This window comes from Pseudomonas sp. LBUM1678 (genome assembly GCF_059695575.1).
The window spans coordinates 3,360,216-3,375,923 of record NZ_CP166775.1 but is presented as its reverse complement, the minus strand read 5'-3'; the positions used below and the strand labels follow the sequence as shown (position 1 = coordinate 3,375,923).

3 protein-coding genes are annotated in these 15,708 nt (G+C 60.9%); 1 reads left to right on the top strand and 2 read right to left on the bottom strand.

The window, feature by feature from the left end; genetic code table 11:
- Both ACA070_RS15360 and ACA070_RS15355 read right to left on the bottom strand, forming a co-directional pair.
- Nucleotides 1-1,341, bottom strand: coding sequence for an HlyD family type I secretion periplasmic adaptor subunit (locus ACA070_RS15360; RefSeq protein ID WP_497451865.1), 1,341 nt, complete (start codon nt 1,339-1,341; stop codon nt 1-3).
- Between the two features lie 6 nt (nt 1,342-1,347).
- Nucleotides 1,348-3,084: a type I secretion system permease/ATPase gene (locus tag ACA070_RS15355; RefSeq protein WP_497451864.1), complete on the bottom strand. Its 1,737-nt coding sequence runs from the start codon at nt 3,082-3,084 to the stop codon at nt 1,348-1,350.
- A 691-nt stretch (nt 3,085-3,775) separates the two neighbouring features.
- Between ACA070_RS15355 and ACA070_RS15350 the strand changes: the two genes are divergently transcribed.
- Nucleotides 3,776-15,544 (top strand): peroxidase family protein, encoded by an 11,769-nt coding sequence (locus ACA070_RS15350; protein WP_497451863.1) that lies wholly within the window; start codon nt 3,776-3,778, stop codon nt 15,542-15,544.
- The last annotated feature ends 164 nt before the right edge of the window (nt 15,545-15,708 follow it).

The following is a 15,708-nucleotide window of genomic DNA, read 5'->3' as shown; positions in this document are numbered from 1 at the left end:
TCATTGTTCCTTGAAGGAGCTGTCGACACGCTCGAGCATTGGTTTGAGGAGATAGCTCATCAAGTTGCGTTCGCCGGTCTTGATGGTGACGCTGGCGGGCATGCCGGGACGAATGTGATTGCTGCCAAGCAGGCTCATGCCATCGGGCGTGACTTCTACCTGAGCCAGGTAAAACGGTTGCTTGCTTTCCTCGTCGAGCAGGCGGTCGGCGGAGACGGTCTTCACGCGGCCAGGGATGTTGGGCGTCTGGGCATGGTTGAAGGCCGGGAAGGCAATGTCCACAGCCAGGCCGGGGACCATCTTGTCGATGGCCTGTACGGGAATCATCGCGTCGACCTGCAGCGGTTCGTTGTCCGGAACGATTTCCATGATTTTGAAGCCGGGCTGAATGATCCCGCCGATGGTCGCAATGCTCAGTGACTGGACCATGCCATCGATGGGCGAGCGAATCACGGTGTGGGTCACTTCATAGTCCAGCGCACGCAAGCGGTCGGCCAAGGTGGTGTTTTCCTTGGCGGTGTCGGTGAGCTGCGATTCGACCTCCTTCTGGTAATCATGCTGGCGCTGCAGGATGCGCAGTTTGATTTCGGTGGTCTGGCTACGTATGCGAGCGATGTTATTGAGGTTCTCGGCCTGGCCGGCGGAGAGGTCGGCATTGCTGCGTTCCAGCTCAAGCAGTCGGTTGCGCGGCACGTAGCCTTCGGCCGCCAGCACTCGGGTGCCTTGTAGTTCCTGGTTGAGGAAGTTGATCTGCGAGGCGCGGGCGCCATAGACCTGCTGCAGACCCTTGAGCTGCACCGCCGACGCTGCGAGATTTTCCTGCAGGATGCTGATTTCGCCAGCGAGGCCGGCGCGCCGGGTATCGAGCAAGCGTTGTTGCAGATTCATGGCGGCCACCAGGCGGTGGTCGTTCCCGAAGCGCTTGAGCAATTCGGGGTCGTAGGTCACGACATCGCGACCGTCACGTTCCGCTTCCAGGCGGTTTTCCACTGTCTTGCTGACGATGTACTGGGCGCTGACTGCACCCTGTTCGGAAACGGCACGCAGCGAGTCGAGGCGAACCACCTCCTGGCCTTTTTTCACAGCATCGCCTTCGCGAACAAGAATGGCCTCCACGGTGCCGCCGCTCAGATGCTGCACGGCTTTGCGATTGCTGGTGACTTTTACCGTGCCTGTCGCTACCACGCCGGCATCCAGCGGCGCCAGCCAGGACCACAGGAGGAAGCCGCCGAAGCCGGCGAGCACCAGCCAAATGCCCCAGCGCATGGGTTTGCCGACGTCCAGATCCACCTCGTTTCTGGGATCGGTACGAATCATCTCGATGTGTTGGTTCATTTGCATGATCGGTCACTCCCGTGCTTTGACGGAGGCCAGCGGAGTCGACGCGCCTGCAGGCATCACATTGGTCTTGCGCAGCGCTGCGAATACTTCGTCACGTGTGCCAAGCATCTGCACGCCGCCGTCGCGCAGCATCAGCACCTTATCGACGGCGCAGAGCACGTTGGGACGGTGGGAAATCAGAATGACGGTGGCGCCACGGCCCTTGAGTTGGGCCAGCGCATCGACCAGGGCCTTTTCACCGACGTCGTCGAGGTTGGCGTTCGGCTCATCCAGCACAATCAGATTGGGCTCTCCATACAGCGCGCGGGCCAGGGCGATGCGTTGCTTCTGGCCACCGGAAAGCGGGCTGCCATCGGTGCCCAGACGGGTCTCATAACCCTGCGTAAAACGCAGGATCATCTCGTGCACGCCAGTCGCTCTTGCGGCGCGGATGACCGCGTCGCTGTCCACTTCGCCAAAGCGCGCAATGTTGTCGGCGATGGTGCCCTCGAACAGCTCCACATCCTGCGGCAGGTAACCGAGCCAGGGACCAAGTTCACCCTTGTTCCAGGTGAATATGTCCGCGCCGTCCAGGCGCACCTTGCCGGCCTGTGCCGGCCAGACGCCGACCAACAGCCGGGCGAGGGTGGATTTGCCCGAGGCGGATGGACCGATAATGCCAAGGCTTTCGCCGGGTGAAAGGTTGAAGCTCACCCCGCGCAGAATCGTGTTGCTGGTGCCGGGGGCACCGGCATACACATTCTCCACCGCCAGCATGCCAAGCGGCCGCTGCAGCGACATGCTGGGTGGCCGGCGCGGAAAGTCTTCAAGCATCTCGTTGAGCCGGCCCCAGGCCGAACGGCAACCGAGCAGTTGTTTCCACGACGCGATGACTTGTTCCACCGGGGCCAGCGCTCGGCCGGTGAGGATCGAGCAAGCAATCATCATCCCGGGGGTGATCTTGCCTTCGATCGCCAGCAGTGCGCCGGCGCCGAGGATCAGCGATTGCAAAGTGATACGCACGAAGCGCCCGGTGCTGCTGATCAGGGCGGCGCGGTCGGAGGCCAGGGTCTGCATTTCCAGGATGCGCAAATGGCTTTGGTACCAGCGCTTGCCAATCGACGGCAGCATGCCCATGGCCTCGATGACCTCGGCGTTGCGCAGGTTGTTGTTGGCGTAGCAGGCGGAGGAGAGGGCGGCCTGATTGGCTTCGGCCAGCGGCTTCTGCGTCGCCTTTTCGGTGAGATAAGCCAGGAACACCAGAATCAGCGAGCCGATCAGGGTGATCAGTCCGAGTAGTGGGTGGATCAGATAGGCGACCAGCAGGTACATCGGCGTCCAGGGCGCATCGAAAAAAGCGAACAGGGCATTGCCGGTGAGGAACTGACGAACCTGCGACAGATCTTGCAAGGCCTGGGCCGGATTACCTCCGGCGCGGCTCAGGTTGCGCTCGAACGCAGCCGTGAAAATGCGTCGGTTGAGGTCCATGTCGAGGCAGTTGCCGACCCGGATCAGCACGCGGGTGCGGACCAGTTCCAGGGTGGACATCAGCAAGAACAGTCCTATCACCAGCAAGGTCAACATCGTCAACGTTGTGACGTTGCGACTGACCAGGGCCCGGTCATAGACCTGCAGCATGTACACGGCTGGCGTCAACATCATGACGTTGATGATGCCACTGAACCCTGCCAGCGAATAAAAACTGCGACGCAGGCGAAAAATCGCGTCGGCCAGTTCGGAGCGGGTACTCGAGAGCTTGTTCATTTGATAGTCCCTCACCGAAAAACCGGTTTTGCTTGCGGCAAGCAGCAGCAGCAAATGTTGTGGCAAACCATAGATGTAGTTGCAAGCGCGTCTCGTTGACACAAGCTGTAGCGCTCCTGGAAAAGTTCCCTAACTTTTTACGTTTACAAGCAGCAGCGTAGGTGGCGTTTGTCTCTCTAGCGATACAGTTTTAAATAACATTTCGCTCTAGCAGTTCTTATGAATCTCTATATCCCGTTCAAGAACAGTAAGTTGGCATGTCAAATGCCAATCGTCGTTTTTTGCGTCGTAATATTGACAGCGCATTGCTATGGAACTTTAGTCATGTTCAAGGGCGCCCGTCTGAAGCCTGCCATCGCTTCGAAAGTGCAAGGCACGGTGGCCCTGAAGGAGCACGGCATGTCGATCATTTCGTTCTGTAGCACCGTGACGGAGCTGTTCAGGAAGTTCGCTTCGACTTCCCGATTCCATGGCCCACCAGTGGCTCGGAATCGCTCTGCCTAATCGCTCAGCGAGCAATTCATCCAGCGAATTCCAGGCGCGCATTCACCGGCGCAGGGGACGGCTTTGCCTGCCCCACGCCTGCTCTCGCCAGACACTGAAACAACGAACTGCGCAAGCCAGCACGTGACTTGGCGCGGGAGGATTTATTCGTCCCGAGCCTTTCCCATATAGATCGAGGGCAATCGAAATGGCCAATTTCAACAAGTCGGACCTGGAATTCATCCTCAAGCAAATCTTCATCGCAGAAGCGCATGCCAACGGCACCAGCCTCAGTGATTTACTACCCAACAGTCAGGTGCCATTCGGCCTGCGAACCGTCGATGGCAGCTACAACAACCTGGTCGCCGGGCAAAGCGAGTTTGGCGCTGCGGACAATTCCTTCCTGCGCTTGCTTGATGCTTCGTATCGAGCGGCATATGCCGGGACAGGGACGGTGGTCGACCCGCAGCCACGGATCATCAGTAACCTGATCAACGACCAGACCGCCAACAACCCGGCCGCGGTTGCGGCGAACGGAGGTGCCAACCCGGTGATCAGCCCCGGTCTGGATGGCGTGTTCGGCACGGACGACGACAAGGAAGTGTTCTTTATCCCCAACGAGTCGCCGGACGTCGGTCTGACCGCCGGCTTTAACTCGTGGATGACCTTCTTCGGCCAGTTCTTCGACCACGGCCTCGACCTGGTCAGCAAGAGCAGTACCGACATCGTGTTTATTCCGCTGCAGCCGGACGATCCGTTGTTCATACCGGGCAGCCCGACTAATTTCATGGTGCTGTCACGAGCAGTGCGTACGGCCGGCGCGGACGGAATAAACGGCACTGCCGATGATGGCCAGCCCAATACCACCTCGCCATTCGTAGACCAGAGCCAGACCTACAGCTCGCACCCGTCGCATCAGGTGTTTCTGCGTGAGTACGTCCTGAACGCGGCAGGTGACCCTATTGCAACGGGGCGCTTGATTACCAACCGCGATCTCGGCGCCGATGGCAAGTTCGGCACTGCCGATGATGGCGACGGCGAAAGTGGCGGCATGGCGACCTGGGCGGTGGTAAAAGCTCAGGCCCGTGACATTCTCGGCATCAACCTGACCGACATTGATGTGCACAACGTGCCGCTGCTGGCAACTGATGCCTATGGCAACTTCGTCCGGGGGCCGAACGGTATGCCGCAGGTGGTGATGCGCACCAGTAACGGTGCCGACGGTATTGCCGGGACGGCTGATGACATCACGCAATTGGTCGAAGGCAATCGGGATGCTCCGATCAGTCTGGCCAGCGCCGTAAGCACCGGGCATGGTTTCCTCGACGACATCGCCCACAATGCCGCGCCGGTCGTCGTCGGTGGGGTTCTGCAGGCGGATACCGACGCCGATGTCGGCAATGCGCAGCCCGTTGGTGCGGGCGGCAAAAACCTGACCTATGACAACGAACTGCTCGACGCCCACTACATTGCCGGCGACGGCCGGGCGAACGAAAACATTGGCCTGACCGCCGTGCACCATGTGTTCCACTCCGAGCACAACCGCCTGGTCCAGCAATCCAAGCAAACCATCCTGGCCGCCGGCGATCTGGCGTTCCTCAATGAGTGGCTGGTGGACGACGTCGCCACAATGCCAACGACGCTCGCCGAAATCTCAGCCTTGGTGTGGGACGGCGAACGCCTGTTCCAGGCCGCCAAGTTTGGCACCGAGATGCAGTACCAGCACCTGGTGTTCGAGGAGTTCGGGCGTTCCATTCAGCCGCAGATCGATGCATTCCTTGCACCCAACGGGTATGACACCTCGATCAACCCGGCCATCCTCGCCGAGTTCGCCCACGTGGTGTATCGCTTCGGTCACTCGATGTTGACCGAGACCGTCGATCGTTTCGACCCCGAATTCAATCCGCTGCTCACTGACCCGAACAACCCGGACTCTCAAATGGGTTTGATCGCGGCCTTCCTCAACCCGCTGGCGTTCGCCGGCAGCGGGGCCACTGCGGACGAAGCGGCAGGAGCGATCATTCGCGGTGTGACCCGCCAGCTCGGCAACGAGATCGACGAGTTCGTCACCGAAGCGTTGCGCAACAATCTGCTCGGTCTGCCGCTCGATTTGCCGGTCCTGAACCTGGCGCGTGGTCGCGACACTGGCATCCCCACGTTGAATGAGGCGCGGCGTGAGTTCTACCAGTCAACCGGCGACAGCCAACTCAAGCCGTACATCAGTTGGGCTGACTTGGCAGACAACCTCAAGCACCCCGAGTCGTTGGTTAACTTCATCGCGGCCTACGGCACGCATGACACAATTACCGCGGCGACCACGCTGGCCGACAAACGCGCTGCAGCCTTGGCGCTGGTTTTCGGTGGTGCAGATGCGCCGGTTGACCGCCTGGACTTCCTCAACGGCAACGGTACCTGGGCCAACGTAACGAAGGCCGGCAAGGATGGGGTGCTGGGTACTGCAGACGACCTGACGGGTGTGACGATCACGGGTGTCGACGACATCGACTTCTGGGTCGGTGGCCTCGCCGAGCAGAAGATGCCGTTCGGCGGCATGCTCGGCTCGACGTTCAACTTCGTGTTTGAAACCCAGATGGAGGCGTTGCAGGACGGCGACCGCTTCTACTACCTGTCACGCACCGCTGGCCTGAACTTCGGCACCGAGCTGGAAAACAACTCCTTTGCCAAGCTGATCATGCTCAACACCGATGTGACCCACCTGTCGAACACCGTGTTCCTGACGCCTACGTACACCCTGGAAGTGAATCAGGCCAATCAGTTCACCGGCCTGGGCACCAACGGCGGCGCCGACCCGACTGGCGGCCTGATGATCAACGGCGTGGAAATCGTGCCACTGGTGATCCGAAACAACCCCGACACCGTTGGCGCGGACAGCAATTATCTGCAATACACCGGTGAAGACCATGTTGTCCTGGGCGGCACCGCCGGCAATGACATCCTCATCTCCGGTGACGGCGATGACACCCTTTACGGTGACGGTGGTAACGACCGTCTCGAAGGGGGCGCCGGGAACGATGCGGTACTGGGCGGCGCGGGCGACGACATCATCACCGACTCGTTCGGTGACAACCGCCTGGAAGGCAATGCCGGCAACGATGTGATCGTGGCCGGTAGCATGCTGGCTGGAGGCAATCTGATCCTGGGCGGCGATGGGCAGGACTTCATCGTTACCACCGAAGATGTCAGCACCACCTTCGGCGGGCAGGGCGACGATTTCATCCTGGGTGCCAAGACCAACCTGCCAGCCACCGGCAACGAAGGCGATGACTGGATCGAAAAGGGCACCCAGGACGGTGCGCCTGGCGATAACGCCTCGCCCTTGCTCAACGACGATGTGATCGGCAACGACATCTTTATAGGGGGTGCTGGCTTCGACGAAATGATCGGGGAGGGTGGCGATGACATCTTCGTCGGCAGCGATGCCCAGGACAATATGGACGGCATGTCCGGTTTCGACTGGGTGACCCACAAAAATGACAGGATCGGCGTCACCGTTGACCTGACCATGGCCACGCTGGCTCAGCCACACGGCAACGCGCCAAACCAGAACAACGGGCCGTTCAATCCGGTCGGCGCATCGCCGGCCTCGATCCTCGACCGGTTTGCCGAGGTCGAAGGCTTGTCCGGTTCGAAATTCGGCGATGTGCTCAAGGGCGATAATGTCGATGCGGCCACCATCATCGACCACGGTGGCACCACCGGTAGCGCGCTGACCAATGTGGCGTTGATTCGGGGACTGGCTCAGCTTCTGCAGGATGCCGGTTTGCCGACCACCGGCTTTGCCACCGGCAACATCATCCTGGGTGGCGACGGCAGTGACTTGATCGAAGGTCGCGGGGGCGATGACCTGATCGACGGCGACAAATGGCTCAACGTCAGGATTGCGGTTTATGAGCCTGGAGATGTCAACCATACCGGTCCAGAGATCGCCAGTTTCGACAGCATGGTCGACATGATCCCTTTCATGCTGGACGGTACCTATAACCCGGGCCAGCTCAAGGCGGTGCGGGAAATCCTGCCCGGGACCTCGACGGGCGGGGCGGCTTTCGATACCGCCTTTTACTCCGGCGTCCAGTCCGAGTATGTGGTGACACGGGACGATCGCGGCACGGCCAGCCTGGCGGACGATGTCTGGACGGTGACCGATACCGAAGTGGGTCGCGACGGCGTCGATACCCTGATGCATATCGAGCGCCTGCAGTTCGCCGATACCCAGCAAGTGCTGGTGCCGGGGCTTAATGCGCAACCCGTTGGCAGACCGACCATTGCCGATGGAAACGGCGGGGCGATTACGGTGGGCGACATGCTGACCGTCAGCGTGGCCGGGGTGACCGATGCCAACAATGTCGGGGGTACTCTGAACAATTCTTCAGTGTCCTACTACTGGCAGTTCGAGGCCGATCCAGGCACTGGCGTGTTCGAGGACATCATCCTGCTACCTGCCGGTGACCTGGCGTTCCAGAGTGCGGACGGCACCTCGTTCAAGGTCTCTCCAGATCTCGCCGGGTTGTCGTTGCGGGTCAAGGCGATCTACCAGGATGGTCATGGCACGACAGAAGTGGTGTTCTCGCAACCGACTGCCGTGGTCGCTCCCGGCGCCCCGGTTGTGCCGGTGGCGCAGGCACCTGTCGTCGATGCGACAGCGGGCGGTGAGGGCCTCAACATGGTCCGCTCCGACCTCAACTTCATTCTTGATCAGATCAAGATTGCCGAGGCTGACGCGGCCGGTCAGGACATCCTCTCGTTGATCCCGAATATCCGCGCACCCTTGGGCTTGCGTTCGGTCGATGGATCGAACAACAACCTGCTGAACCTCAATGGCATCAACAACACCCAGTATGGTGCTGCCGATAACGTCTTTCCGCGGCTGACCGATCCGGTGTTCAATCCGGCCGAAGGTGCTCCTGCCGGATTCTTCGGTCCCGGCTCGCCGGCCATCCCGGGATCGTCCTATCAGCAAACCAGCGGGGCTGTGTTTGACTCGCAGCCGCGCACCATCAGTAATCTGATCGTCGACCAGACGTCGAACAACCCGGCGGCCTATGCCACGGCTTACGACACGGGGGCGGACGGTGTGCTCAATTACGGCGTGCCGAACAATGATGACGTGCTCAAGGAGGGTGTGCGGATCGTCGCCAGCCCTGGCATGGATGGTCAGTTCGGTACTGCCGACGACCACGATGTGTACCTGTTCGAAAACACCACCGCGGATGCGGGATTGTCCGCGCCGTTCAACGCCTGGATGACCTTCTTCGGGCAGTTCTTCGACCATGGCCTGGACCTGCTCACCAAGGGCGGTTCGGGCACCGTCTACATTCCACTGCAACCGGATGATCCGCTGTATGTACCCGGCGGCCACACCAACTTTATGGTGCTGACCCGCGCGACCAACCAGCCCGGGGCGGATGGCGTGCTCGGCACGGCCGACGATGTCCGTGAGCACACGAATACCACCACGCCGTTCGTGGACCAGAACCAGACTTACAGCTCGCACCCCTCGCACCAGGTTTTCCTGCGCGGTTATGAGCTGACTGACAATGGCCCCATCGCGACCGGCAGACTGATCACTAACCGTGACCTGGGGACGGACGGCAAGTTCGGGACTGCAGACGACACCGAAATCGGTGGCATGGCCACCTGGAAGGTGGTCAAGGCGCAGGCCAATGACATTCTGGGTATCCGCCTCACCGATGCCGATGTCGATAACTCTCCGTTGTTGGCAACCGACGCTTATGGCAACTTCATCAAAGGGCCAAACGGCTTCCCGATGGTTGTGATGAAAGGGGCTGACGGTCTTGGCGGCACGGCTGATGACGTTCTGGTCGAAGGCAATCCGCTTGCTCCCGTCGACCTGACCAATGCGGTGCGCACCGGTCACCAGTTCCTCGCCGACATTGCCCACAATGCAGCGCCGGTGTTCAGCAGTGGCGTGCTCGTACCTGACGCGGATTCCAACATTGGCAACGCAGTGCCGGTCAATCCGCAGACCGGGGCCAACCTGGCCTACGACAACGAGTTGCTGAATGCGCACTACATCGCCGGCGACGGCCGGGTCAACGAGAACATCGGCCTGACTGCCGTGCATGCGATCTTCCACGCCGAGCACAACCGGCTGGTAGCGCAGACCATGGACACCGTGCTCGATTCGGCTGACGTGGCCTTCCTCAACGAGTGGCTGCTCACGCCTGTCAGCGCGTTGCCAGCCAACCAGGCTGAAATCGATGCGCTGGTGTGGAATGGCGAGCGCTTGTTCCAGGCGGCCAAGTTCGGCACCGAGATGCAGTATCAACACCTGGTGTTCGAGGAGTTTGCACGGACCATCCAGCCCAGAGTCGACCTGTTCTTCGCACCGACCCAGGTCTATGACGTCGACCTCGATGCCTCGATCGTCGCCGAGTTCGCTCATACCGTGTACCGGTTTGGCCACTCGATGCTGACCGAGACCGTCGATCGCTACGATGCCGATTTCAACGTGGTGGGCGATCCGAACAGCGCTGATCCCGATCAGCAACTGGGCTTGATCGCAGCGTTCCTCAACCCGTTGGCGTTCGCCGCCAGTGGCGTGACGCCAGAGGATGCGACCAGTGCGATCATTCGTGGGGTGACTCGGCAAGCCGGTAACGAGATCGACGAGTTCGTGACCGAGGCGCTGCGCAATAACCTGCTCGGCCTGCCGCTCGACCTGCCGGCGATCAACATCGCCCGTGGCCGCGACGTGGGGATTCCCTCACTCAACGCGATCCGCCGCGACATCTACAGCCAGACCGGTGATACCCAACTCAAGCCTTACACCAGCTGGGTCGACCTGGTGCAACACCTCAAACATCCGGAGTCGTTGATCAACTTCATCGCGGCCTATGGCACGCATGGCACGATCACGGCCGCGACCACTCTGGAAGCCAAACGCGCTGCTGCCATGGCGCTGGTATTTGGCGGTACGGATGCGCCGGCTGACCGTATGGACTTCCTCAACAGTACTGGCACTTGGGCCAACGTGACGCGTGCCGGCAAGGACGGGGTGCTGGGGACTGCCGACGATCTGAAGGGTGTGACCGTCACAGGCGTCGATGCCATCGACCTCTGGATCGGCGGCCTGGCCGAAGAGAAAACGCCGTTCGGCGGCATGCTCGGCTCGACCTTCAACTTCGTGTTCGAGAACCAGATGGAAAAACTGCAGGACGGCGACCGCTTCTATTATCTGGAGCGTACCTCCGGCCTGTCGATGAATGCCGAGCTGGAAAGCAACTCGTTCGCCAAGCTGATCATGGCCAACACCTCGGCCACGCACTTGCCAGGCCTGGTGTTCTCGGACCCGGGGTTCTATCTGGAAAGGGACCAGAGCAAGCAGTTCAACGATGGCCTGGGCAACGCCGATCCACTGGGCGAGAACGGCGAGCAGGTGGTGTTCCGCGACAACCCGCTGACCGCAGGGCCGGACTCCAACTACATCAGGTACACCGGTGATGAGCACATCGTACTGGGCGGCACCAACAACGCAGACATCCTTATCGCCAGTGAAGGCGATGACACTGTCTGGGGTGACGGCGGCAACGATCGCATCGAAGGGGGTGACGGTAATGACCAACTGCGCGGTGGCGCCGGCGACGACATCATCAGCGACCGCGGTGGCGACGATAACATCCAGGGTGGCGACGGCAACGACGTGCTGCACGGTGGTAATGGCGTCAACCTGATCATCGGCGGGTTCGGCAATGACTTCATCGTCACCGGCGAGGACGCTTCCGAGGCCATTGGTGGCCAGGGGAACGACTTCATCCTGGGCAGCAAAGCCAACGAACAGGACATGGGTAACGAAGGCGACGACTGGATCGAGAAGGGCACCTCGGACGGTGCACCTGGCGACAACTTCGACCCGCTCGGCAACGACCCTGTCATCGGCCACGACGTGTACATCGGCGCTGGCGAAAACGACAAGTTCAACGGCGAAGGCGGCGACGACATCATGGTCGGCAGTCTCGGCCTCGGTGACCGCTATATCGGTGGTTCCGGCTATGACTGGGCAACCTTCAAGGATCTCGCCCAAGGCGTGTCCATCGATTTCACCGACCGCTTTTTCGATGTACCTCCGGTGCCGGGCTCGGGTGCCTCGGCGCTCGTGCGTTTCGACATCATGGAAGGGTTGTCGGGTTCGGCGCACGGTGACTTCCTGCGTGGCGATAACGAAGACGCAACTTCGCTACCCGGCGCAGGAGCGACCGGCAGTGTGCTGACCAACATTAACCTGATCAACGGCCTGGCTGATCTGTTGCCAGACGGAGCGACGTTCTTCGACGGCGGCAATATTATCCTCGGTGGCAGCGGCAGCGACCTCATCGAAGGTCGCGGTGGTGACGACATCATCCATGGGGACAAGTGGCTGAACGTACGCATCAGCGTACGGGCAAACGCTGATGGTACTGGCCCGGAAATCGCCACGTTCGACAGCATGGAGCCGATGGTGCCGTTTATGCTGAACGGTACTTACAACCCAGGCCAGCTGGTCATCGTGCGGGAGATTCTGACCGGCAATGACCGCTTCGACACTGCGGTGTTCTCTGGCAATGCGTCGGAATACCTTGTCGAAGTCCAGGGCGACGACGTTATCGTGACCGACTTGGTGGCGGGGCGAGATGGCGTCGATCGACTGACGGGCATCGAGCGACTGCAGTTCTCTGACCAGGCGCAGGCATCCGGAGTGGGCACTGCCTTGAACGAAGGCCCATCGGGTCATCTGGCGATTCTCGACGATGCTACCGGCCTGCGTGACGATACGCCTGTTGCCGGCCAGTTGCTGCGCGTCAGCAATCGGTCGGTACACGATGCGGACAACCAAAGCCTGGCCAATCCAACCGGCGCGGTAACCGGTGCGGTGGCTTACTACTGGCAGGTGGAAAACATCCCTGGCACGGGCATCTATGAAGACATCACCGTTGTCGCTGCCGGCGAAGCTACAAGGGCGACCGGCACCACTTACCGGGTGGCGGATGATATAGCGGGCCTGAACATCCGCGTCCGGGCGGTATATCAGGATACCAAGGGCACACTGGAGATCATCGACTCGTCGGGGAACAGTACACCGACCGCAGGGCCGACCATAAATGGGCTTTTGGTGCAGAACCAACTGTTGACCGCTGACCCGTCGAGCATCATCGACATTGATGGTCTCAGCAATCCGCAGTTCACCTACCAGTGGCAGGCCACCAATGGGGTGAGCTTCGTCAACATCGTCGGCGCCACCGGTAACACCTTCACGCTGGGCCAGGACCAGGTCGGCGATCAGGTGCGCGTGGTGGTCAGTTACGTGGATGACTTCGGTGTGGCCGAAAGCGTCGCGTCCGACCCCTCGGACCCGGTGGCCAACGTCAACGATGCACCGACAGGCGCGTTGCTGATCAGCGACACGACGCCTGAACAAGGGCAGGTGTTGACCGCGCTGACTGCCGGGATTGCCGATGCGGACGGGTTGGGTACCTTCAGCTTCCAATGGCAGCAAGGTATCGGCACTTCCTTCACCAACATCACCGGCGCGACCGCTGCGACCTTCACCCCGGGTCTGTTGCAGAGCAATCTGCAACTGCGGGTGATCGTGCGCTATACCGATGGCTTCGGCACGCTGGAGTCGGTGACCTCTGCGGCGACCGCAGCGGTTACGGTGCCGCTCGGCCTTGTGCTGCTAGGTACCGCTTTGGCGGACACCCTCACCGGCGGCGCGGGTGCCGATGTGCTGCTTGGCCTGGGCGGGAACGATACGCTCAATGGTCTGGCCGGTATTGACCAGCTGTTTGGCGGCACTGGCAACGACATTCTCAACGGCGGAGACGACAACGACGTCCTCAATGGCGAGGACGGCAACGACACCCTCAACGGTGGGCTCGGCGCGGATGCCATGAACGGCGGTGCCGGCAACGACACATTCGTGGTGGACAATGTCGGTGACACCGTCATCGAGGCGCTGGGCGGTGGTACCGATCTGGTGCAAATCAGTCTGGCTAGCTACGTGCTCGGCGCCAACGTCGAAAACCTGACCTCTACCGGTGCCGGTAACTTCACCGGTACCGGTAATGCGCTGGCCAACACCCTCACCGGCGGGGTCGGCAACGATACCCTCAATGGCGGGGACGGCAACGACATCCTCAACGGCGGACTCGGCGCGGATGCCATGAACGGCGGTGCCGGCAACGACACCTTTGTGGTCGACAACGTTGGTGACACTGTCACCGAGGCGCTGGGCGGTGGTACCGATCTGGTGCAAACCAGTCTGGCTAACTACGTGCTCGGTGCCAACGTCGAAAACCTGACCTATACCGGTGCCGGTAACTTCACCGGTACGGGTAATGCGCTGGCCAACACCCTCACCGGCGGGGTCGGGAACGACGTCCTCAGTGGCGGGGACGGCAATGACATCCTCATCGGTGGGCTCGGCGCGGATGCCATGAACGGCGGTACCGGCAACGACACCTTTGTGGTCGACAACGCTGGTGACACTGTCACCGAGGCGTTGGGTGGCGGTACCGATCTGGTGCAAACCAGCCTGGCTAACTACGTACTGGGTGCCAACGTCGAGAACCTGACTTATACCGGTGCCGGCAACTTCACCGGTACCGGTAATGCACTGGCCAACACCCTCACCGGCGGAGTCGGTAACGACGTGCTCAATGGCGGTGCGGGTGCAGACCAGTTGGTTGGGGGCGCCGGCAACGATACCTACGTCGTCGATGTTGCAGCGGACGTGGTGGTTGAAGTGGCGGGTGGCGGTACGGATACCGTGCAGACGTCGCTGGCCAGTTACACACTGGGTGCCAACGTCGAAAACCTGACCTTTACCGGCGTCGGCAACTTCAGCGGCAACGGCAACGTGTTGAACAACGTCATCACCGGCGGTGCAGGTAATGACACCCTCAATGGTGATAGCGGCAACGACATCCTCAATGGTGGGCTCGGCGCGGATGTCATGAACGGCGGTGTCGGCAACGACACCTTTGTGGTCGACAACGTCGGTGACACCGTCATCGAGGCGCTGGGCGGTGGTACCGATCTGGTGCAAACCAGTCTGGCCGCCTACTTGCTGGGTGCCAACGTCGAGAACCTGGCCTTCACCGGGGCCGGTAACTTCACCGGTACCGGTAATGCGCTGGCCAACACCCTGACCGGCGGGGTCGGCAACGACGTCCTCAATGGCGGTGCGGGCGCTGACCAGTTGGTTGGGGGCGCCGGCAACGACACCTACATCGTCGATACAACCGCGGACGTGGTGGTAGAAGTGGCCGGTGGCGGTACGGATACCGTGCAGGCGTCGCAGGCGAGTTACACGCTCAGCGCCAACGTCGAGAACCTGACCTTTACCGGCGTCGGCAACTTCGCTGGCAACGGCAACGTGTCGAACAACGTCATCACCGCCGGGGCAGGTAATGACACCCTCAATGGTGGCAGCGGCGACGACATCCTCACCGGCAACGGCGGTAACGACACGCTCAATGGTGACCTCGGCAACGACACGCTGCTCGGCGGGCTGGGTGACGACCGCCTGGATGGCGGTACCGGCAACGATCTGCTCGAGGGTGGCGATGGCAACGACACGCTGCTCGGCGGTATCGGTAACGACACGTTGTTGGGTGGCATCGGCAATGACTTGTTCGATGGCGGTGCTGGCAACGATACGGTCACGGGTGGTGCCGGCAACGACATGATGGATGCCAGCAGTGGCAACGATATCTTCATGTTCGCAGCGGGCTTCGGGGCCGATCAGATCTTCGGCTTCGATGCCAACGCGGCGGGAGGCCAGGACCTGCTCGATATTTCCGCGTTCGGCGTCACAGCTGCGACCTTTGCCGCCATCGTCATCATCACCGATGTCGGTGCGGATACCTTGATCAGCTCCGCAGGAGCTGAGTCCATCCGCCTGGTCGGTGTGGCCGACGCAACAACGGTAACTGCCACAGACTTCATTTTGGCTACTTGAGGTCCTGATCAGTATTGTCGCAGGGAGCGTGAACAGAGGAGGGGGGGCAATGGATGCCCTCCCTTTTTTTTGTTTAGAAGAGGGTCTGGCCGTTCGACTTTTCCTTCTTATAGGAGGCAAAGCCGCTTCATGCTTTTTTCAAGTGATTTCGAGGCGACCTTGAC

Coding starts and splice junctions, on each gene's coding strand:
- ACA070_RS15360 (WP_497451865.1), bottom strand. CDS start 1,341: ATGCAAATGAACCAACACATCGAGATGATTCGTACCGATCCCAGAAAC.
- ACA070_RS15350 (WP_497451863.1), top strand. CDS start 3,776: ATGGCCAATTTCAACAAGTCGGACCTGGAATTCATCCTCAAGCAAATC.
- ACA070_RS15355 (WP_497451864.1), bottom strand. CDS start 3,084: ATGAACAAGCTCTCGAGTACCCGCTCCGAACTGGCCGACGCGATTTTT.